Below are 19,661 nucleotides of genomic sequence, written 5' to 3'. Positions count from 1 at the left end.
TTATGTTATCGACAGAACGGAACATTTATTTAATGTATTTGAACAAAAAGTGTAAATGTTCCGCTCAATCCATAGATCGTTTTCGTTTAATAATTCTCTTGCAGGAACAGCTTGATCTCCTCGTTCATCTGAACCAGCACATCCTGGGATGGATAATGTCCGGTATCATACTTAACGGTTCTCACATTCGGGATAATCTTTCGTGCTCTCTCAATCAACTTATCTCCTGGGAAAAAGATATCCTTCTCACCTGCCAAGAGCAGGGTTGGAGCAGTATAGTTCACCAATTCTTCTTGGTCGGTCAGCTTCGGCATATCCTGTTCTAGACTTACATGTTTGAAAATTTTGCCGATGATGTTCTTATCTACTTCCTTCATACAGTTACAAGACATGGTGTCTGCAATTTTTTGCAGTGAATTTGGTGAAGAAGTCATTCGGTAAGTCACAATCGGAAGCATGAAGTCCTGAGCCACTTTCATTTTGGAACGAGCAATCAGTCCCGCTGGTGCAACTAGAACGGAGCACGCAATTCGATCCGGGATATACGTCGCCAGTCTCAGAATAATTCCGCCGCCAAAGGAAGGACCGATAAAGGCACTTTGATCAATCTCATAGTGATCTAGCAGATCCGTAACCCACATCGCCAAGCTATCAAACCTCGCTGAGATTCGGGTATCCTCACTGTAACCTGGGTGACCGATCGTATCCGGTGCGATAATTCTGTAATCCTTAAATAAGGAAGAGAACCATGACAGCGTCATCGGGTTCACACAATTCATGCCTTGGAGAATAAACAACGGCTTGCCGTCCTTAGGACCAGTCAATAACACATGTGTCTGTCCAAAACGTGTCTCAACATACTCACGCGTAAAACCTTCACCCAACTGATCTACATATGCCTCGTATTCCTCAAGAATACAACTCTTACCTTCTTCACTTCTGTAAATGGAACTCATGTCTGCCTCCTGCAATGTGTACTCAAATAACCCATTTTCATGATATTCGTTTCATATAACCTGTAAAAATAACGACCCAAAAAGATAAAGAGGGCCTGCAGACGGCAGGCTCCTCCATATGTGCAACTTATCATATTGACTGATTATAGAATGGAAATTGGAAATTGTAAATATCGTTTCTAATAGACAACGAATAACATGATTGGAGATCGCAGCGACAGCTTATTTTCGGCCATAATCGGCTTTAATTTCGCCCCATTGTTTAGTCTGCCATTTCAGTACTTTATTGCTGTATGTGTTGGTTCGCAGCCATTGCTCAGCACGGTCAATCATAAGCCAGATTTCTTCTGTTGAAGAATCTCGCGGCAATGTGGTCGATACCGCCTTTTGCTTCAACCATTTCATCGCATTGACTGAGTCGGTGTAAACGGTCTTATTACTGCCCTCTTTCTTGAGATGAGCCAGTGCATGTACAATCGCCAGAAATTCTCCAAGATTGTTGGTGCCTTTTGAGATTGGGCCAACCGAGAAGATGATCTCACCAGTACGGGTATCAACCCCCTTATACTCGACCGGCCCTGGATTACCTCGTGTACCTACGTCAACCGAAATGCTGTCATAATCGACCTCTTCTGAAGTTTCCATGCCAGCGCTACGTCCACTGCTTCCTGCCTTCGTCTTGGACGAACCCTTAGCACCAGTGCCCCAATTGCCTTTCCAACCTGCACGATACGCTTCTTCTGCCGCAGCTTTGGATTCATATGACTTATATTTAGCCCCAGTATATTGATCTGTCTGTGCCTTGCATTCTGCCCATGTACTGTATACGCCTGGCTGTTTGCCTTCCCAGACTACATAATATTTAGATTTGGCCATCGTTACCCGCTCCCTTATTCGCTTACGTTCAATACCCTATTGTATACGATCTACAGGGTGGATTGAAAGTTATTGGGGGTTATCACCTATATCTCTCTAACGAATGAAGGGGATTGGCAATGTGTTCCCCAATCTCTGCAATGGTTTCTTCAATCTCACTGCGAATGGCTGGATCTAGCTTGCTGTTCTGTTGTAAAGAACTTTGAACTTGTGCAAAGCATTCTTTTAACCCTAGATTCACTATTAAGGATAGCATGATATCTACCTCATCATAGGAGTCCGTATTCCACAGCTTTCGAAGCACCTGATCTATATCATCCCGTAGTTCCTTTTCTAGTAACTCATACGTCATTGCTTGTCGATCAGTTAGCTCGCTAAGGATCAGTAAGAATTCTTGCTTATCATTTGTACCGTTCTCAAAATCATGCAGTGCATCATGGAACAGCGTATGTAAAAAGTCAGCAGCACAATGATCAGGTAATTTGCAGATATCTTCGTAATTCATAATTGATGGTGAAATCTCCTTTCTTGCTAGGGTATATTTAATCATTCTCTTGGTTAGTAGTTGTGAGCTTCGGACAAAGTTATATTATCTTCATTTTAACAGATTGATTGAATTTTGATATTTTGCCATTTGCATAAATTCTCCTTATCCAGAACACGCTAATCCTAATGATGGAAAAGACTTGTAATGGAAAGGAGATCGAGTACATGGATTGGATATGGAAGTCGATCTTACTTGTACTTGTGGGCATGCTTTTATTGCGAATTGCGGGGCGGAAATCCATCTCACAGATGAGTGTTGCAACCACGGTTATTATGATTTCAATCGGAACTACAATCGTACAGCCCATTGCCAATCATGAGCTTGGCAAAGCCATTGGATCAGCAGCGGTTTTTATTGCAACTTTGCTGGTTGTGGAGGTACTTCAGATGAAGTTTAATTTTTTTGAAAAACTGATGAGTGGTAGCTCCAAGATTGTCGTCGAGGACGGCAAGATCATTGTTCCTAATCTGAAAAAAATGCGTTATACCGTGGATCAGTTAGAAATGCATCTTCGCCAGATTGGCATCTCTAGTGTAAACGATTTGGAAATGGCAACCGTAGAGCCGAACGGCCAATTGGGTTATGTATTGAAACGACATGCGCGTCCCGTCACAATGGGAGATTTGGAGCTGTTGCTACAAGGTCAGAATACCAAAGTAGAGCAGGATAATAATTCAGAAAACATTTTCAATGAAGTTAGCCATGGTGAGCATCAGCAGCCAGTTGATCCTATGCTACGCTGACCCGCTAGTCTGATCAAATAGAGCCGTTCCATAAAGCAATGCCACATTGCAATCGGGACGGTTTTTGCTGTTATGTTCATTTCATTCTTCTCCGTATCGTTCAAAATTAATAAACAGAAAAAAGCCGAAGCCATAGGGCTCCAGCTAGGGGGGTGTCCGAAAACTCCGAAGGAAGCAGATTTTGACGAATTTTCGTTCCAAGCAAAAAAGTTTTCCGCAGGCGTGCAGGGGCACGTCAAGGAAAAGTGACGCAGCAGGGGGCGAAAAGGCGGTAAAAGATGCACTTCAGCGAGTTTTGAGACACGCCCTAATTAAATATCGTTAGTTTGTCTTCCGCAGCAGTTCGCGGACGCGGCTGAGGAATGACTTCGGGATAACCAATGTGCAGTAAACCTACGATGCGTTCACCTGGCTGTACCCCTGCCATCTCACGGAAATTAGGAGAGAATTGGTACGCATTCGTTTTCCACACAACCCCAAGTCCCTGTTCCCAGGCAGCCAACTGAAAACTCTGTATCCAGCTACATACTGCGCCAAAATCCTCAATCCATTGTTTGGGACGAGGGTCTTCCTTCATGACCACAATTAAGTGCAGCGGAATGATCGCATACTCGGCTCTGCGTGACTCTTCATATCTACGACGGTCGTCGGCTGACAAGGCATCCAGTACTGCTTCTGTAAATAGATGACGGGAATCACCCGAGAATTGAATATAACGCCAAGGTTCACGTAAGCCATGATTAGGTGCCCAGTTGGCTGTATTTAACAACGACAGCAACAGCTCCTGAGGAACGGGAGTACTCTTGAACTGCCTGATTGTCCTGCGATCCGTAATCGTCTGTGCTACGGGTGTTAGCTGATTGACCTCCATAAGTTCACTCCTTGTGTAATGTATGGTCCAATAGTCACACTTATATGAACATGATCTCTCCTCTTGAACTTACCGCGTGCTTAGATAAGCAATCCCAAGCCCACCTGTTACGGGATTTTGGTAGATTTCACAATCTACCTCAAATACTTCACCGATCATCTCACGGGTTAATATATCAGCAGGTTTACCATGAACCACAATCTGTCCCTGCTTCACCACATAGAGATGATCACAATACGAAGCGGCGAGTTCAAGATCGTGCAGCGCAGCAAGAATTCCGATATCTAAGCTTTTCACAATATTGAGAATCTGTAGTTGGTATTTAATATCCAGATGATTGGTCGGCTCGTCCAATATCAGAAATTCTGGTTGCTGAGCCAACACACGAGCCAAAACAACACGCTGCTTCTCCCCGCCGGATAACGAAATATAGTTACGGTCTGCGTGTCCGGTTAGATGTACCTTTTCCAAAGCCTGCTCGACAATTTCAAGATCCCGCCCATTATCCGTCTCCAGCAACTTCTTATGTGGGGTACGTCCCATCATGACCATCTCACGCACCGTAAAATCGAAGCTTAACTCGTTAAATTGCCCAACTACACCCATATGCCGAGCCACGACTTTAGGACTGGACTTCAATATATCGGTATGATCCAAAAATACATTGCCCTGCTGGGGCTTAATGACCTTATAGATGCTCTTGAGCAGTGTGGATTTGCCACAACCGTTAGGTCCGATCAAGCCAACGAACTGCTTTTCTTTTACCTGCAAAGAAATATTACGGATAATATCTGTGTGCTGCACCGTGATGGATACGTTCTCTACATTCAGTTCCATGGTTAGTTTCCTCCAAAACCGTAGCCTTTTTTGACTAACATATACATAAACATCGGTGCACCTATCATCGCTGTAATGATCCCGATTGGCAGCTCTACACTGGATATCAGAGATCTTGCAATAACGTCTGTCCAGATGAGGAAGATCGCACCAAAGAGCACGGATACAGGCATGACTTTGCGATGGTCTGAACCGACCAGACCTCTAACGATATGTGGAATAATGAGACCGACAAAACCGATCATGCCACAGCTCGCCACCATAACCCCTGTCACCAGCGCCGTTAATAACATGTATAGCCTACGGTACACACTCAAGTTAATGCCGAGCGTAACTGCTGCTTCATCACCTAGTAACATCGTGTTCAGCACACGGGACTGCAATAGGAAGAACACAATGGACATGATCACCACGATGCCGATCAAAGGCAGCTTGTTCCACCCGGAGGCGGCAAGACTTCCCATGGTCCAGAACGTTACCGTTTTGATCCCCTCAGCGTTGTTAGCAAAATAGATAATAAAATTAGAAAAGGCTGTACACAGCGCATTAATAACCATCCCGGCAAGTACAAGCTTGACTGAGGTCATCTTGCCTCGAATACCTGCTAACGTCAGTACCAACAAGGATGCCCCCATGGCTCCAGCAAATGCCCAGAATGCTACTCCCGTCTGACCTAACCAACTAATAGCACCGAACCCAATCAAGATCGCAAACGTTGCTCCGAGTGAAGCTCCCGAAGATATACCCAATATGTATGGATCGGCCAACGGGTTCTGTACGGCTGCCTGCATGACTGCACCACACATCGCGAGACCCGCACCAATAAACATAGCCATCAGAACACGCGGAAAACGAATCTGCCAGATGATATCGGTAAATGATCCGGCTTCAATCGGTGCTTGACCGATTTGGAATCCTGTCAATTTGAATACAAGAATGCGATAGGATTCAGCAAGCGGGATACTCACCTGCCCGATCGATACGGCAATGCCAACAGAAATAATCATCACACCAATCAGAAGCGCGATTAATAGTGCAAAACCGGATTTGCTGTGAATAAGAGATTCTTTTTTCCCCACACGCGGTGTCTGAAGCTGAACTGTCTGTGCCATCTTGTCCCCCATCATTTCCTACGAAAATAAAATAAAAAGAATTTAGCTATTTACAAAGTATTTTCTCGGATTATAATTGAGAATGATTATCTTTGTCAATTTACATTACAGAAAAGGGGCTCTCTTCATTATGAAATTTACATCCAGAAAAATACTCATCACCTGTCTAAGTCTTATGCTGCTACTTCTCGCTGCCTGTTCCAATGCTACAACTTCCAACACGGATCAAACCGCATCAGGTGAAAATACAACCAGTACAGAATCAACCACTACCACTGCAGATACCAATAAAACGTCATATCCGCTGACGATTGAGAACTTCAGTATCTCCGGTGAAGGCGGAGAATGGAAACCAAAATCTCAGACATTCGAAAAAGCACCTGAGCGCGTTGTAGCCAATACACAATCTGTTGCTGAGATGTTGATCAAGCTTGGTCTAACGGACAAAATGGTCGGTGTGGCTGCATTGTATGGCTCTGTAACTCCAGATGTTGCTGACGATTTCGCTAAAATTCCAGTCCTATCTGAAAACTATGTAGGTAAAGAACTTGTCGTAGGCGCAAGCCCAGATATCGTGTTGGGTCGTGGCGATCTGTTCGCGGATGCGGACTGGGGCGTGGGTACCGTGGATGGACTGAACGACATGAATATCCGTACATTCCTGCAAACGACGAACCATAAGGGCACATTGGACAGCCTCTATAATGATATTGCACAGCTCGGACAGATCTTCGATGTACAGGAAAATGCCAAAACCTTCACAGAAAGCCTGAAAGCACGTGCTGAGGCGATCAAGGCAAGTGTAGCGGATCAGCCTGAGCATACGTTTGCTTACATCGTACCTGCGTCAGAAGATTCCATTACGGTAAGCAGCATGCAAAACGATACGTATCAATTGGATGCACTCAGCCTGCTGAAATTGAAAAATACATTTGATGGCGTACAGGGCGAAGTCAGTGTAGAGCAACTGATCACATCTAACCCGGACTATCTGCTGCTGTCTGCGTATACCGGTTCCCCGGATATCGACAAACTGATTCAAAATCTGTATGCTAACCCTGCATTGCAAAGTATGAACGCGATTAAGAATAAACAAATCTATGTCACTGATTTCGGTCAGTTCTGGGGTTATGGACATCAAATTCTTGATGGCATCGAAAAGATGCAACAGCAAATGAATGAAAATCCAATTCAATAACAAGCATGTTCGTCTCGATTGAGATAGATACATTATGAAATAAATTCAATCAGTTAATATGCTGGACAACGCAACGCTACATGACAAGAGCAGGAGATGTTAATCTCACTGCTCTTTTTTTGGGGGATATTAATACGTGTCTGACCTTATATGACGAAATACCACGGAATGGATCTAATTCTTGCACCCAAAAGACATATTAGCGTGTCAACGATTCGTTATCTTTTCCGAAATGTAATTTTCCCGCCAATAAGGCCTACTGAGTTCTTAGAGATGGAGGTTAGCGCTCAACAAAAAAGGTTGCCCCAAGTCATATGAACGACTTTCGAGACAACCCCTTATTAACTCCAGATAGGCTTTTCGCTTCGCTACCTCATTCCTTACTTCCTACTTATCGTTACGCCCTGTTCTACCAATCAGCTCTTACTCACACCACGTCTTCTCTTTTGCACTAGATATACGCCCACCAGCAGAATAAACCACACCGGCGTTACAAATAACGCTACCCGGGTATCTTCAGCGAATCCGAGGATTACCAGAACAAAGACCAGGAAAGCGAGAATGATGTAATTGGAGAATGGATAAAGCGGTAGTCTAAACTTTGCACGATTAGCAAGCTCAGGCTGAGTACGGCGATATTTCAGGTGACTGATGACGGTAATGCCCCACACAAAAATAAAGCAAACGGTCGATACACTCGTAATTAGAACAAACACGCCCTCAGGCATGACATAGTTGAGAATAATCGCGATTAGAATAATTAACGTCGAGAAAAACAGCGCATTAGACGGTACCTTTCTCCGATTAACACGTGCAAATGAAGAAGGTGCATTGCGATCCTTTGCCATCGAGAATACCATACGACTTGTACTAAAAATAGCACTATTACATGCTGAAGCCGCCGACGTCAGCACGACAAAATTTACAATCCCTGCGGCTGTGGCGATACCTACAGCGGCAAATACCTGCACAAATGGACTCTCACTCGGCACAATGGCGTTCCAAGGATAGATGCTCATAATGATCAACAAGGCGCCGACGTAGAATAACAACACCCGGATTGGAATCTGATTAATGGCCTTGGGAATGACTTTCTCTGGATTCTCCGTCTCCCCAGCCGTAAGTCCTACAAGTTCAATACCGACAAAGGCAAAAACAACCATCTGGAACGATAGCAAGAACCCATGTAGTCCATGCGGGAATAGTCCACCATGACTCCAGATATTCGCGAAGCTCGCCGGCCCTTGATCTGTGGAGAAACCTCTGACAATCATGAATACTCCGATAACAATGAGTGCCACAATGGCAATGACTTTAATTAAAGCAAACCAAAACTCCATTTCCCCAAACCATTTGACTGTAGCCAAATTCATGATTAACAGAATAACCAGTGCAATTAAACCTGGCATCCACTGAGGGATGTTCGGAAACCAAAATTGTGTGTATAGCCCAACCGCTGTAACATCTGCCATAGCAATCGATATCCAGCAGAACCAGTAGGTCCAACCGGTGACAAATGCCGCCATCTCTCCCAGATAATCACGTACAAAATCCACAAATGAGTGGTAGTTCAAATTGCTTAACAACAACTCTCCTAAAGCTCGCATAATTAGGAACAGCACGATCCCAGTTATGATGTAGGCAAGTAGGATCGACGGCCCAGCCAATTGAATGGTCTTCCCTGCCCCTAAGAACAGTCCCGTACCAATCGCTCCCCCAATGGCCATCAACTGCACATGCCTGTTTTTTAACCCCCGCGTTAATGTTTCTTCTTGCATCGTACTCAACCACTCTCTTTCTGCTCATGCTCTCTAAGTTGCTAAAAATAGTTATACCCCATCATATAATAATCTCCGCAGAATACAATCCCTGTTTTTTTATTTTTAAGACTGTCGAATCCCTTCTGCAGAAATATCAATGATTGCTTGGAGATTCAAACCCTTTTTCACGTGTACGTGCACTTCTGGGCAACAGCCTACATACAATAAATCGACCCTGTTCCCTTATGTGCTCAGGCCAGATCGTTGTAAAACTGCAGGAGGTGTCATCTGTGCCCGGATTGTTTACTGCAATTGCCCTATTTATCAAAGAGTTGACGTTGCTCGTCTCGTATGTCAAAAATAATGCATTCCCTCAACCGCTCGCTGAGGACGACGAAGCCAAACATTTACGCCTCATGGCTGAAGGCAATGCCCATTCTCGAAATTTGTTGATCGAACACAATTTGCGCCTCGTCGCACATATCGTTAAGAAATTTGATAATACAGGCGAGGATCAAGAAGACCTGATTTCGATTGGAACGATCGGTTTGATTAAGGCTATCGAAAGCTTCCAACAAGGAAAAGGAACCAAGCTTGCTACGTTTGCGGCTCGTTGTATCGAAAATGAAATTCTGATGCATTTAAGATCCCTGAAAAAAACACGTAAAGACGTATCTCTGCATGATCCCATCGGTACGGATAAGGAAGGTAATGAAATTACACTGATAGATATCCTAGGAACAGAAGCAGATGATGTCGTAGATCGGGTGCAGCTCAAGATTGAGAAAAGCAAAATTTATCGCAATCTCGATATTCTCGATGATCGGGAGAAAGAAGTGGTTATTGGTCGATTCGGTCTAGAAGCAGGTGGGGAAGAACGTACCCAACGTGAAATCGCTAAGGAACTGGGAATCTCCCGTTCTTATGTGTCTCGGATTGAGAAAAGGGCACTCATGAAGCTATATCATGAATTCTATAAACAAAAGAGTTAGCATTCCTCTTCACCATTGAAGTGGGGTTATGTATCGTAACCAAAAGGGAGCTTATCAGGTGCGTAAAAACTGCGCCCATAGCTCCCTTCCATTTATACTACATCTCCTCAACCTCAAACTCCCCATCCACGGATCTGACTAGATATAACGTATCAAACCCTTCAGCGTATGTAGGCATTTGCAAATTCTTCAGTGTGCTTTTGAGCCCAACCTCGGGAATCTTGGCAGTTCCTTCTCTCAGCTCATTTCTTGCATAGGACAACTCATAGTCGGGTTCAAAATAATAACCAACGACCTTAAATCGGTTTCTTTTGGCTGCATCAATATACTTCTTGCGTTCTTCAATCGTAGGATTCGTATTGTCAATGACAAAGGGCTGCTTCGCCTCAAATGAAGCGGTCAAATAAATCTGCTCACGATGCCTTGTTCTCAACATATCCAGATTGATTCGCATATGTGTCTTGAAAAAGTTTGTTTGATAAAATGTTGATTTGCCAGAGGCCTGTATCCCAACAAAAATTATACACTCCACGGTTATTCATCCTTTTGTAGATAAACGTATTGATTAATATATTCACGATCCTGACTAAAAATAGGCGTTTCAAAATCTACATCCCATTTGCTCCGCGTAGCTTCACCCTTTTTATAAAATTGCTTCGTTATGCAGGCTCCACGTTTTTGCCAGATCGGTAGGTCATTCCAATTGATGCCTTTCTCAAGGAATAACTTATCCTGTAGACTTTTGCCATCCAGACCCTGTAGCTCGTTATGTGGGAAATGAGCTTGCGCTACCATGGAGATGCTGTTCTTCGTTGCATCCTGTTGTCGCCAGAGAAAATAGTTAGTCACTTCATCCGGTGGCAGCACCCAGGCTCTACTATCAAAGGTGGCCAGTGGCTTGTCCGGATAATGATCTCGGATCACTTCATTAAATTTGGCAGTTGCCATCGAGGCAGATACGGAAACCATCTTTTGCAGGTTATTTTCAAACCATGATTTCGTTGTTAATTTATCGTAATTCGTCAGCAGCAGAGATATTTCATCGCTCTGGTGATACACTATTTTGCACCCCATAATGTTCTGCGCCAAGTATTTACTTGTCTCCCACAGAGCTCCTGTCAACGCTTCATCAAACGGTTTCTTCAAGCCACGTGTGAACGTGTGAAAGTGGCATCCATCAATTCGAATAATAATCGGCAGCCGCTGAGGTAGGGATTGTCTGAATGTATTTTCATATCCCTTCATTCGATTTCCAAAATCATCTTTTCTCATCTCTTACCCTCCTGCAAAACCTATGTAATTTTAACCCTCGTTGTCTTGTCTATGCTTGCTGGTTCATCCATTGTCTGATGTGCAACTTCATCAATAGCTATGAATTGCTTCATTATACAACGTGAGAAGGTTACGAACTACGTGTTTCTTTTGAAATGCCGGTTTAATCTTTACTTTTACTCTTAATTATCCTGATATAAAGAAACCTCCATTCCACATCCAAAATGTGTGAACAGAGGTTTTGCTTTTAGATAATGATCATTATGCTCACCGAGCAGATTGATAAACGATCATATGGACTTACACACTTTCACTTCACTTTCACTTAAACTTACCCTCTCGCTCCAGTTGCATAAACTTCTTGTTTAATTCGCCGACGCAACTTCTACGATTTCCGCCTTATTGATTAATCGTTTTCTGCGATCCATTCCTACACTAATCACTAACCCTAACAATCCACAGGCTGCAATAACTGCTGCGTAGAGCGGTATGGAACCCAGTCCCGTATGGGTAATTGCAAAGCCACCTAAGTAAGCACCCCAGGCATTACCGAGATTAAAGGCTGAATGACTTGACGTCGTAGCTAGCAGTGGTGCTTCTCGCGTCAGGTTCATAATGCGAATCTGCAATCCTGGCATAATTCCGAAGGCAGCCACACCCCAGCAAAATATTGTAATTACCGCAAGAGTAGCATTCTCGATCGTGAACGTAAGTACGGCCAGAAGCACCGCTAATATACCGAAATTAACCATTAGTGACGGCATCAGCTTCCAATCCGCCAGACGCCCACCTACCATATTGCCAAGTGTAACACCTACACCGAACAGCACAAGAATCCACGTTACACTCTGCTCAGCAAAACCACTAATATCCACTAACATTGGAGTAATGTAGGTAAACACAGCAAAGAGACTGCCACATCCTAATGCACCAACTAGCAAAATCAGTAATACCTGCGGACGAATCAGATTGCGGAACTGCTGCATCAGATTAGCCGGAGCACCTTGCGGGATAACCGGAATAAAGCGAATGATTCCAATTAACGAAATGATGCCCAGGATAGTTATTGCACCGAACGATGATCGCCAGCCCAATTGTTGTCCGATAAATGTACCAAAAGGAACACCAATGATATTCGCTATCGTAAGCCCTGCAAGCACAACGGATACAGCCCCTGCCCTTCTTTCTGGAGCAACCAGCTTCGTTGCCATAATCGATCCCACGCCTAGAAACGTACCATGCGCAAATGCCGTCAAAATACGTGCGGAGATCAAAAGCCCATAGGTTGGTGCAATGACAGACAAAGCGTTGCCTAATATGAAAATGCACATTAATAGGACAAGCAATCTCTTTTGCGGTATTTTATGTGTAAACACCGTTAAGATCGGTGCACCTACAGCTACACCAAGCGCATATCCCGTAATCAGTTGCCCTGCTTGTGGAATGCTTACATTCAGATCTGTCGCTACGTTAGGCAACAATCCCATAATGATAAATTCGGTCATACCAATCGCAAATGCACCTACAGTGAGGCACAGCAAGGACAATGGAAATGCGCCTTGTTGACGGGATGACGAAGCCTGCGCCTTCTTGCTCTCTGTCTTACTCATACGATGTCTCTTCTCCTATCCGTTTAACATGATGAAACCTTGAACATCTCTATAAACACAACTTATATAGTATACCGCTCTGTTCAATTCCTGAACAGTAAATCTCGGTTCCGTAAGGCGATAAGGAACGTATGTAGGCTGTAGGACTTTAGTTTTAAATCCTTCTTTTACGCATAGGTCAGACTTACCTTTTATCCCATTTTTTGTTGAAATACTCCTTAGTATATGTTTAATTGGTATGAATTCATAAGGAGGTATTATACATTGATAAGAATAGAATTTAAGGCATTTTTGGCTTTTGTCATGTTCGCCACTGTTGTATTAGGAACTTTCCAGCATCCCCAAGCAAGTGCCGAAGAATCAGTTAACAACGAAATAACAACCGAAGAGAATTGGTGGGATGAGGACACAGCACAAAGCTTAAAAGCAGCAAACGACCCCTCTAAGCAACTAACCAAAGAAGAGGTCTTAGATATCGCTAGAGAACAACTTGAGAATCAGAATGCATCACAAGAGAGCATTGATTACTTCACTAACCTTATTGAGAACGAATATAACGCCATGCCTAACGAAGGAATAACAACGCAAGCTCAGGCTACACAAGCCGCAACTGCTAATTTCAAACAAGTATTAATGAAGAGAGGTGGAGAGGATTACTATCAGTCTTATCTGGGAAGTAGATATATCGCAACTCACCGAGTACAATACTTACCACCTACGGTGACAGCAGATATTATCGACAAAAAGCTGCGTGGAAACCTGACTACTTGGCAGCATGTGATGACGGCGTTACTAGGCTGGCCGATCTCTGCCAAATTCCCTGTGATTGGACATATTATTTCAGCAGTAGGTGTGCTCAACACGATTGATTCATATATGACGTCTGAAACAATCCGTAAGATTGAAGCATCTACCGGAGCATCCAGAATTATTAGCTATAACTCCTCACAGGGAGAGGACACGCTGTGGGTTCCTTGGACAGAATACCCATACGCTAACGTTAGCGTCGATTCACAGTACTCTAAGAATTCCAGTCATGTGATCTATTAAGATTAAGTTGAAATGATTAATAAATATTAATAATCAAGTCATGATACGGCTTACTATTTTCCAACGTGAAAGGGACTTAACATGAATACTCAACCTCTGAAGAACAAAATTTGGTATTATTTCACCATTGTTTCTTTTGGGCTCCTACTTCTCAGTTCATTCATGTTAGACCAGATGACCACCCGTTCTGCGGTAGAGCAATTGCTGGGTGGATATATTATTCCTGTGTACGTAGTCACTCTCGTTGTAATCTCCACCTTCATTCGGCAGAGAGATGAGCTGTTTAATTTAGCACTTATTATCTTCGCCACGTACGTACATGCAGACTACCCAGATACACGTCCAACGCATTGGATTGTTTCAATTGCCTTTCCTGTTCTATTTGTCCTACGGCTGGGATCCATCGCTAAAAGGAAACATAGAACCACGATTGGCATTGGAATAGGAGCCGCTGTTATTTATCTCTTCTTCTACCTTCACTATACGCTTGATATCATATAACACGAACAAAGCCAAAATCACAGGATCTTACCCGTGATTTTGGCTTTTATTCGCTTTGTGCCATAACCCATTCACTACCTCATCCAACGTTTCTTGCATAGCCAGCTTCTCTCGCCAACGGATTGGAATACCACTGAGACCGTAATACGCACCAGCGATTTGTCCATATACAGCTCCGGTTGTATCCGCATCATCTCCTAAGTTCACCGCCAAGAGTGCTCCTTCTTCAAAAGTAGAAGATGTATAGAACGCCCACAAAGCTGCTTCAAGCGAACGAACGACATAACCACTCCCTTGAATTTCGGGTGGCTCCTTGCGTTGATAAGACCCTTCCACCACTTCCTCTATGCCAGGGGAAAATGTCTTCGATTCCCGCCACTGACGAATGGTCACGGGTGACAACATGGTTTCTTTGCTAGCCCCCTGAAGTCCAGCCACCAGAATCGCAGCCAACACACCACAGGCTTCTACGCTTTCGGTCGTTGCATGCGTTGTTCTTGAACTCATCTCGGCATACCGAACCGCTTCTTCCGGATGATTAGCATAGGCCATTGCCACTGGAGCAAGACGCATAATGGAGCCATTGCCTGCGGTATTCGGATTCGTTGAGCCGCTATATGCTTCTCCGGTCACTGCAAATCGTTCCAAGGCATTCCGAGTAGCTCCGCCAATATCGAAGCATGTTCCCGTACTACTCATATAGCCCACCTGATACCAGTTCGTATATCTTCGCATCTGGTCTGCAGGGTCAAACTCTTCCCTTCGCACCAAACTTTCTGCCAAACACAGAGCCATAGACGTATCATCTGTCCATTGCCCAGCCTCTAATTCAAATACACCACCACCCACCATATCCGTCATGGGTTCAAATGTACCTGGGTGACTGAACTCTACCGTTGTACCGAGCGCATCACCAGCGGCAAGTCCAATGAACGTACCATTAAAGCGATCTTGATTAAGCATCTGCCATTCCTCCTCTTCCTTTCACCTTTCACCATTCACTCTTAATTAACTTCTTTCATTTTGACATAAGCCTCAATGTGGCGCAAAAAGATTAATAATTCACGCCCATTTACGCCTAATTCAATTGCTTTTCTTCTATTATAAAAGTGTCGAAACCTGTTGAACGGTTGAATTATTCGATTATCTATAAAAAAAGTTTAAAAAACTTAAACTGAAAATTCCGTTTTTTCAGTACACCGCTTACATGTAAAAGGCATAACGGTTTATGACTTTTCAATTTTTCTGAAAACACGTCATTCATATGCAAATTTTCAATGTAAACATTCATAACGCGCTTGACCCCTAACTTTGTCCTATGTTACGGTTTTATTAGATACAGCGCATATTTATTTCCAATTTTATTACTTTAACCTATCAGTTGCGTCAACTAACTTGCCGCGGGTTAATTAATACAGGAAATGAATTTGCAGAAATTTTTCATTTTATTTCAACCCAAAACTAATTCTGACACAGGAGGAAACAAATTTATGATTAAGGCACTGGTTTTTGATTTCGACGGAACGATTATTGATACAGAAACAGCATGGTATGTCGCATTTCGAGACGCCTATAAGGAACATGGTGTTGACCTGACCCTGGAGATGTATTCACAATGCATCGGTACCAGTCTGAAAACATTTAATCCCTATGAGTACTTAATAACAGATTTGAATCTTCCGATTGATCGGGATGCGTTCAGGGAATCCGTTCAGTTGCATCACGCTGCTCTGATGAACAAAGAACAAGTAAGACCCGGTATCCAGAACTACCTCGATGCAGCACGTGAAGCAGGACTGAAACTGGCCGTTGCGTCCAGCTCGAAACGCGAGTGGGTCGAACAACACCTAGAACAACTGAAGCTCAAAGATTATTTTGAAGTAATCCGTACAGCTGACGATGTAGCCAATGTGAAGCCGGATCCAGAATTATATAATCAAGCGCTTGAAGCCCTTGGGGTAACTGCAGACGAAGCCGTAGCCATTGAGGATTCACCTAACGGCGCGCGTGCAGCTGCTGCGGCAGGTATTCACTGTGTCGTTATCTCTAATACCATTACGGGGACACTTGAATTTGATATGCCTCACCAACGGCTATCCTGCTTAACCGACCTCGAATTTAATGATCTGATCTCGAAGCCACTCGTCGCTACCGTTTAAGTCTGAACGAATGCCGCTTCATTTCTATGATTAAAAGGGGGAGTTCACACATGAAAGCTGTACATTTTGGTGCGGGCAATATAGGCCGCGGTTTTATCGGTCATATGTTGTCCGCTTCCGATTACGAAGTCTGCTTTGTCGCACGTAACCCAAAGAAAATCTCCATGCTCCAAAAGAGAAAAGAGTATCCAATTACGCTTGCAAATAGCGATCAGGATACAACGATTGTAAATAACGTAACTGCCATCAACATTGGCGAACAGGATCGAGTAGCCGAGCATATTGCCTCAGCTGATCTGATAACAACGGCAGTAGGTGTGTCAGCACTTGAGGATATAGCTCAACCTATAGCTAAAGGCATCTACCTTCGCATGAAGCAACGTAACCCTGCTCCGCTCCATATTATCGCATGTGAGAATGCCATCGGAGGAAGTACTCGGCTCAAGAAGCGTATCTATCCGTTACTCGATGAACAAACTCGCGCAAAAGCCGAGCGTTACATCGCCTTCCCTAACGCAGCTGTAGATCGGATTGTTCCCGCGCAGGATCATCAAGATCCCTTGCAGGTGACGGTTGAACCTTTCTACGAATGGGTTGTACATCGTCAGGCACTATTGGATGGTTTCAAGAAAATCAAAGGTGTACATTACGTCGATTCCCTTGAGCCATATATTGAACGTAAAATGTTTACCGTCAACACAGGGCACTGTGTTGCGGCATACTTCGGATATCTCGAAGGATTCAAGACCATCCGACAGGTGATGAGCCACAAACCGCTTCGTGCGAAAATCCGCCATGTGATGGAAGAAACCGGAGCTATGCTCATTCAGAAACATGGCTTCGATCCACAGAAGCATAACAAGTATATAGATACCATTCTTGAACGCTTTGCCAATCCGAACCTGACAGATCAGGTGACCCGGGTCGGCCGCTCACCTCTTCGCAAGTTATCGCCTTACGACCGGCTTGTTCGCCCAGCGTTACAAGCCAGCGAATTCGGAATAGATATCCCTCATTTAACTTCCGCTATGGCAGCCGCGATGTTGTTCAACGACGAACGAGACGAGGAAGCCATGAAGCTCCAACACATGATTCGTGAGGACGGCGTCTCTGCCTTTATTCGCGAACACATGGGTATTCCCGACGCACATCCCGTTCATGGGCAAATTGTCGCCCGTTATGAAAACATTAAAGGGCACAAGGAAGCTACCATTTTGACTTGATCAGATCATATGCTATGTCATTCCATCATGAATAGGTCATTCTCAAAATGAATAGAGCATAAGTTCACAATATAGGCCTTAAATATAAACCAAGTAAAAAACCGGGAGGAACCCATGCTCTTAAGCATAGTCCCTTCCGGCTTTATTGTGTTTCTATCGTTAGTTATTTAGGAGGAGAAACCTCTTCGTTCATGATGGAATTCAAAGATGCATATGCCATGGGCAAGAACCCTTCAGACGGCTCACCAATAGGTGCATTCACACGGAAGATAAACCCGTTTCCATCCAGCTCTTTCACAATATAATATTCTGTCTTCTTATCGTTCTGAGACATCATGTACAGCTGCGCATCATTCATCGATCCCGTGCTAAGCTCCTTCTTTGTTAATTCCTTAACCTCTCCCGTCTCTGACAGTTCTTCTTTTGCATCCATTTTCAAGAAATCCAGATTATAGTCAGCAGGCAACTTTTCAATCTCTACCTCATAATCAGGATCAATCTTCATCGTCAATTCATTCTCATCTGCGTCGAATGCCATCGGTTCAAAAACATACAACGAATATCCATTACCCTGTGCCAGCGTGACTGGACGTTTCTCTGTCATTCCTTCTACTGTCACTTCTAACTCGGATGTTTTGGGACGATTCGATGTGCCAATAGCACCTGTACTCGCCCCATTGTCATCGTCATCTACTTCAACCTTCGTAATTTCCTTGACCACAAGTTGTTTGATCGTCGTATCTCCCGCAAAGGTTCTCTCTACATACTTGAAACGAACAGTATCCTCATCATCTATATCGTCGAATAAGGGTTGAACACTCTCTTCTACCTGGAATGACATCGGTTCATCCTTCACCCGAATCTCTACCGTATGAGGATCCGCCCAGCCTGTAAGGATGCCTTCCGCTTCGATGACATCACCCTCAGCAGGTTGCTCCTCCGGTGCAGGCGCAGGTGTCTGTTCCCCTGTATTGTTCGTAGGTGGTTGCACCGCCGGATTACTGTTACCACAGGCGACGAGTGAGAACCCCATCATTAAAACTAGAATTGATGCACTAATATTCATTGTACTTCGCATATGAACACCTCCGTTAGCTTATACGCAATGATGCTTGTCCATGTTGCTTGACATTTAACTGAGCTACTTACTAGTACTTACACCACTGACGTTATACTCAATCAAAAGGATGCTCTAGCAGACTAGCATCTCACTGCGCTTAGCTTGCCTGATCCATCTCCACAAGCTTGGCATTCGCACTGTTAAACGTTTTGGTCTGGAGATTGAACTGCTTCCTGAACTCGGCAACTTGCACATATTGCGCATTCCGTTCTCGAATCGCTCGTTTAATCTTCACAAGGTTCGGCTTAACATCGACTCTCATCATTGAATACAGCATTTCTTCTGCATCCAAGCTCTGCTGATAGGACGCAACGAATCCGTCGAACGTAGCCGCTCTTACCTGATATTGATCCAGCACAGCCTGTGCTTGAGCCAACGTCTCTTCTTTTTCAAAAGACAATTCATCTAGAGACGTTCGAAGACTATCGATCTGCTCCAACGTCTGCTTCATGACCGAATCAGCCTCGTCCAGCAATTTCCGACGCTCATTAATGTGCTCGTCTGCCTGATCTAACAGACCCTCGATATCACTGTTTTTGTTCTTTCCTTTACTCAAAATTTCCGTATATAACTCCATGTCCTCCCGCTCATACCGGGAAAGCTCCTTAAGGATCTCAGTAATCCCTTCATCATGCTGAAGCCATTGGTTCACCTGATTCGCCGCTGGTTCCTGCGGCTGTCCGCAGGCGGTAAGAAGCAGGATCAGCCCTATACTGACTGCCGTCCACATTGTTTTTGTTCTGCCAAGCACCGATCGACTCTCTCCCTTTTGCATCTGTTATGCCATATCTCAAACGTTCCAATGCTCTCCTACAGTACGTGTTCTTCAACCAC

20 protein-coding genes are annotated in these 19,661 nt (G+C 44.1%); 7 read left to right on the top strand and 13 right to left on the bottom strand.

From position 1 onward, the window contains the following. Positions 1-86 precede the first annotated feature (86 nt). From M3636_RS01890 to M3636_RS01880, 3 genes are all read right to left on the bottom strand, one after another. Entirely contained in the window at positions 87-956 is an 870-nt protein-coding gene (locus tag M3636_RS01890) for an alpha/beta fold hydrolase (RefSeq protein WP_251381134.1), read from the bottom strand. A gap of 222 nt (positions 957-1,178) precedes the next feature. Beyond that, complete coding sequence (rnhA, locus tag M3636_RS01885) at positions 1,179-1,832, bottom strand: ribonuclease H (RefSeq protein WP_239288216.1); 654 nt, start codon at positions 1,830-1,832, stop codon at positions 1,179-1,181. Between the two features lie 82 nt (positions 1,833-1,914). Next, positions 1,915-2,337, bottom strand: coding sequence for a hypothetical protein (locus M3636_RS01880; protein WP_251381133.1), 423 nt, complete (start codon positions 2,335-2,337; stop codon positions 1,915-1,917). A gap of 206 nt (positions 2,338-2,543) precedes the next feature. Between M3636_RS01880 and M3636_RS01875 the strand changes: the two genes are divergently transcribed. Further along, on the top strand, positions 2,544-3,122 hold the full coding sequence (locus M3636_RS01875; RefSeq protein ID WP_128103004.1) for a DUF421 domain-containing protein: 579 nt from the start codon (positions 2,544-2,546) through the stop codon (positions 3,120-3,122). Positions 3,123-3,429: 307 nt separating this feature from the next. On the opposite strand, the gene M3636_RS01870 is transcribed toward M3636_RS01875, so the two are convergent. The 3 genes from M3636_RS01870 to M3636_RS01860 form a co-directional block, all read right to left on the bottom strand. Continuing rightward, positions 3,430-3,993 carry a nitroreductase family protein gene (locus M3636_RS01870; RefSeq protein WP_251381132.1) on the bottom strand — a complete coding sequence of 188 codons (564 nt, stop codon included), beginning with the start codon at positions 3,991-3,993 and terminating at the stop codon, positions 3,430-3,432. 69 nt (positions 3,994-4,062) lie between these two features. Then, entirely contained in the window at positions 4,063-4,830 is a 768-nt protein-coding gene (locus M3636_RS01865; protein ID WP_128103006.1) for an ABC transporter ATP-binding protein, read from the bottom strand. A 2-nt stretch (positions 4,831-4,832) separates the two neighbouring features. Continuing rightward, entirely contained in the window at positions 4,833-5,942 is a 1,110-nt protein-coding gene (locus tag M3636_RS01860) for a FecCD family ABC transporter permease (protein WP_251381131.1), read from the bottom strand. 130 nt (positions 5,943-6,072) lie between these two features. Between M3636_RS01860 and M3636_RS01855 the strand changes: the two genes are divergently transcribed. Beyond that, positions 6,073-7,140, top strand: coding sequence for an ABC transporter substrate-binding protein (locus tag M3636_RS01855; protein ID WP_251381130.1), 1,068 nt, complete (start codon positions 6,073-6,075; stop codon positions 7,138-7,140). Positions 7,141-7,556: 416 nt separating this feature from the next. On the opposite strand, the gene M3636_RS01850 is transcribed toward M3636_RS01855, so the two are convergent. After that, positions 7,557-8,918: an amino acid permease gene (locus tag M3636_RS01850; protein ID WP_251382468.1), complete on the bottom strand. Its 1,362-nt coding sequence runs from the start codon at positions 8,916-8,918 to the stop codon at positions 7,557-7,559. 272 nt (positions 8,919-9,190) lie between these two features. On the opposite strand from M3636_RS01850, the gene sigK reads away from it, so the two are divergent. Further along, the gene (gene sigK / locus M3636_RS01845; protein ID WP_056695710.1) at positions 9,191-9,892 is read left to right on the top strand and encodes an RNA polymerase sporulation sigma factor SigK; all 702 of its coding nucleotides are present in this window, start codon (positions 9,191-9,193) and stop codon (positions 9,890-9,892) included. Positions 9,893-9,989: 97 nt separating this feature from the next. Here the strand turns inward: sigK and M3636_RS01840 are convergent, their stop codons facing one another. The 3 genes from M3636_RS01840 to M3636_RS01830 form a co-directional block, all read right to left on the bottom strand. Beyond that, positions 9,990-10,424 carry an AAA family ATPase gene (locus M3636_RS01840; protein WP_251381129.1) on the bottom strand — a complete coding sequence of 145 codons (435 nt, stop codon included), beginning with the start codon at positions 10,422-10,424 and terminating at the stop codon, positions 9,990-9,992. 2 nt (positions 10,425-10,426) lie between these two features. Continuing rightward, complete coding sequence (locus M3636_RS01835) at positions 10,427-11,164, bottom strand: tRNA(His) guanylyltransferase Thg1 family protein (RefSeq protein WP_251381128.1); 738 nt, start codon at positions 11,162-11,164, stop codon at positions 10,427-10,429. 365 nt (positions 11,165-11,529) lie between these two features. After that, on the bottom strand, positions 11,530-12,774 hold the full coding sequence (locus tag M3636_RS01830; RefSeq protein WP_251381127.1) for an MFS transporter: 1,245 nt from the start codon (positions 12,772-12,774) through the stop codon (positions 11,530-11,532). A gap of 264 nt (positions 12,775-13,038) precedes the next feature. Between M3636_RS01830 and M3636_RS01825 the strand changes: the two genes are divergently transcribed. Both M3636_RS01825 and M3636_RS01820 read left to right on the top strand, forming a co-directional pair. Continuing rightward, positions 13,039-13,824, top strand: a complete 786-nt coding sequence (locus M3636_RS01825; protein ID WP_251381126.1) for a hypothetical protein — start codon at positions 13,039-13,041, stop codon at positions 13,822-13,824. An 81-nt stretch (positions 13,825-13,905) separates the two neighbouring features. Beyond that, positions 13,906-14,325 carry a hypothetical protein gene (locus tag M3636_RS01820; protein WP_251381125.1) on the top strand — a complete coding sequence of 140 codons (420 nt, stop codon included), beginning with the start codon at positions 13,906-13,908 and terminating at the stop codon, positions 14,323-14,325. A 27-nt stretch (positions 14,326-14,352) separates the two neighbouring features. Here the strand turns inward: M3636_RS01820 and M3636_RS01815 are convergent, their stop codons facing one another. Continuing rightward, positions 14,353-15,288, bottom strand: a complete 936-nt coding sequence (locus M3636_RS01815; protein WP_251381124.1) for an ADP-ribosylglycohydrolase family protein — start codon at positions 15,286-15,288, stop codon at positions 14,353-14,355. A gap of 527 nt (positions 15,289-15,815) precedes the next feature. On the opposite strand from M3636_RS01815, the gene M3636_RS01810 reads away from it, so the two are divergent. Next, on the top strand, positions 15,816-16,484 hold the full coding sequence (locus tag M3636_RS01810; protein ID WP_128103015.1) for an HAD family hydrolase: 669 nt from the start codon (positions 15,816-15,818) through the stop codon (positions 16,482-16,484). 50 nt (positions 16,485-16,534) lie between these two features. Continuing rightward, positions 16,535-17,707 (top strand): mannitol-1-phosphate 5-dehydrogenase, encoded by a 1,173-nt coding sequence (locus M3636_RS01805; protein ID WP_251381123.1) that lies wholly within the window; start codon positions 16,535-16,537, stop codon positions 17,705-17,707. Positions 17,708-17,870: 163 nt separating this feature from the next. On the opposite strand, the gene M3636_RS01800 is transcribed toward M3636_RS01805, so the two are convergent. Next, positions 17,871-18,785, bottom strand: a complete 915-nt coding sequence (locus M3636_RS01800) for a hypothetical protein (protein WP_251381122.1) — start codon at positions 18,783-18,785, stop codon at positions 17,871-17,873. 139 nt (positions 18,786-18,924) lie between these two features. Next, positions 18,925-19,578: a YkyA family protein gene (locus M3636_RS01795; protein ID WP_186323577.1), complete on the bottom strand. Its 654-nt coding sequence runs from the start codon at positions 19,576-19,578 to the stop codon at positions 18,925-18,927. Positions 19,579-19,661 lie beyond the last annotated feature (83 nt).

Origin of the sequence: Paenibacillus sp. MER 99-2 (assembly GCF_023714095.1) — a bacterium.
Classification (GTDB): domain Bacteria; phylum Bacillota; class Bacilli; order Paenibacillales; family Paenibacillaceae; genus Paenibacillus.
The sequence above is the reverse complement of the archived record's forward strand: the minus strand, read 5'-3'. Positions and strand labels throughout refer to the sequence as shown.

Bases quoted from the DNA above. Each gene is read 5' to 3' on its own strand.
- M3636_RS01890 (WP_251381134.1), bottom strand. From the start codon at position 956: ATGAGTTCCATTTACAGAAGTGAAGAAGGTAAGAGTTGTATTCTTGAG.
- rnhA (WP_239288216.1), bottom strand. From the start codon at position 1,832: ATGGCCAAATCTAAATATTATGTAGTCTGGGAAGGCAAACAGCCAGGC.
- M3636_RS01880 (WP_251381133.1), bottom strand. From the start codon at position 2,337: ATGAATTACGAAGATATCTGCAAATTACCTGATCATTGTGCTGCTGAC.
- M3636_RS01875 (WP_128103004.1), top strand. From the start codon at position 2,544: ATGGATTGGATATGGAAGTCGATCTTACTTGTACTTGTGGGCATGCTT.
- M3636_RS01870 (WP_251381132.1), bottom strand. From the start codon at position 3,993: ATGGAGGTCAATCAGCTAACACCCGTAGCACAGACGATTACGGATCGC.
- M3636_RS01865 (WP_128103006.1), bottom strand. From the start codon at position 4,830: ATGGAACTGAATGTAGAGAACGTATCCATCACGGTGCAGCACACAGAT.
- M3636_RS01860 (WP_251381131.1), bottom strand. From the start codon at position 5,942: ATGGCACAGACAGTTCAGCTTCAGACACCGCGTGTGGGGAAAAAAGAA.
- M3636_RS01855 (WP_251381130.1), top strand. From the start codon at position 6,073: ATGAAATTTACATCCAGAAAAATACTCATCACCTGTCTAAGTCTTATG.
- M3636_RS01850 (WP_251382468.1), bottom strand. From the start codon at position 8,918: ATGCAAGAAGAAACATTAACGCGGGGGTTAAAAAACAGGCATGTGCAG.
- M3636_RS01835 (WP_251381128.1), bottom strand. From the start codon at position 11,164: ATGAGAAAAGATGATTTTGGAAATCGAATGAAGGGATATGAAAATACA.
- M3636_RS01830 (WP_251381127.1), bottom strand. From the start codon at position 12,774: ATGAGTAAGACAGAGAGCAAGAAGGCGCAGGCTTCGTCATCCCGTCAA.
- M3636_RS01820 (WP_251381125.1), top strand. From the start codon at position 13,906: ATGAATACTCAACCTCTGAAGAACAAAATTTGGTATTATTTCACCATT.
- M3636_RS01815 (WP_251381124.1), bottom strand. From the start codon at position 15,288: ATGCTTAATCAAGATCGCTTTAATGGTACGTTCATTGGACTTGCCGCT.
- M3636_RS01810 (WP_128103015.1), top strand. From the start codon at position 15,816: ATGATTAAGGCACTGGTTTTTGATTTCGACGGAACGATTATTGATACA.
- M3636_RS01805 (WP_251381123.1), top strand. From the start codon at position 16,535: ATGAAAGCTGTACATTTTGGTGCGGGCAATATAGGCCGCGGTTTTATC.
- M3636_RS01800 (WP_251381122.1), bottom strand. From the start codon at position 18,785: ATGCGAAGTACAATGAATATTAGTGCATCAATTCTAGTTTTAATGATG.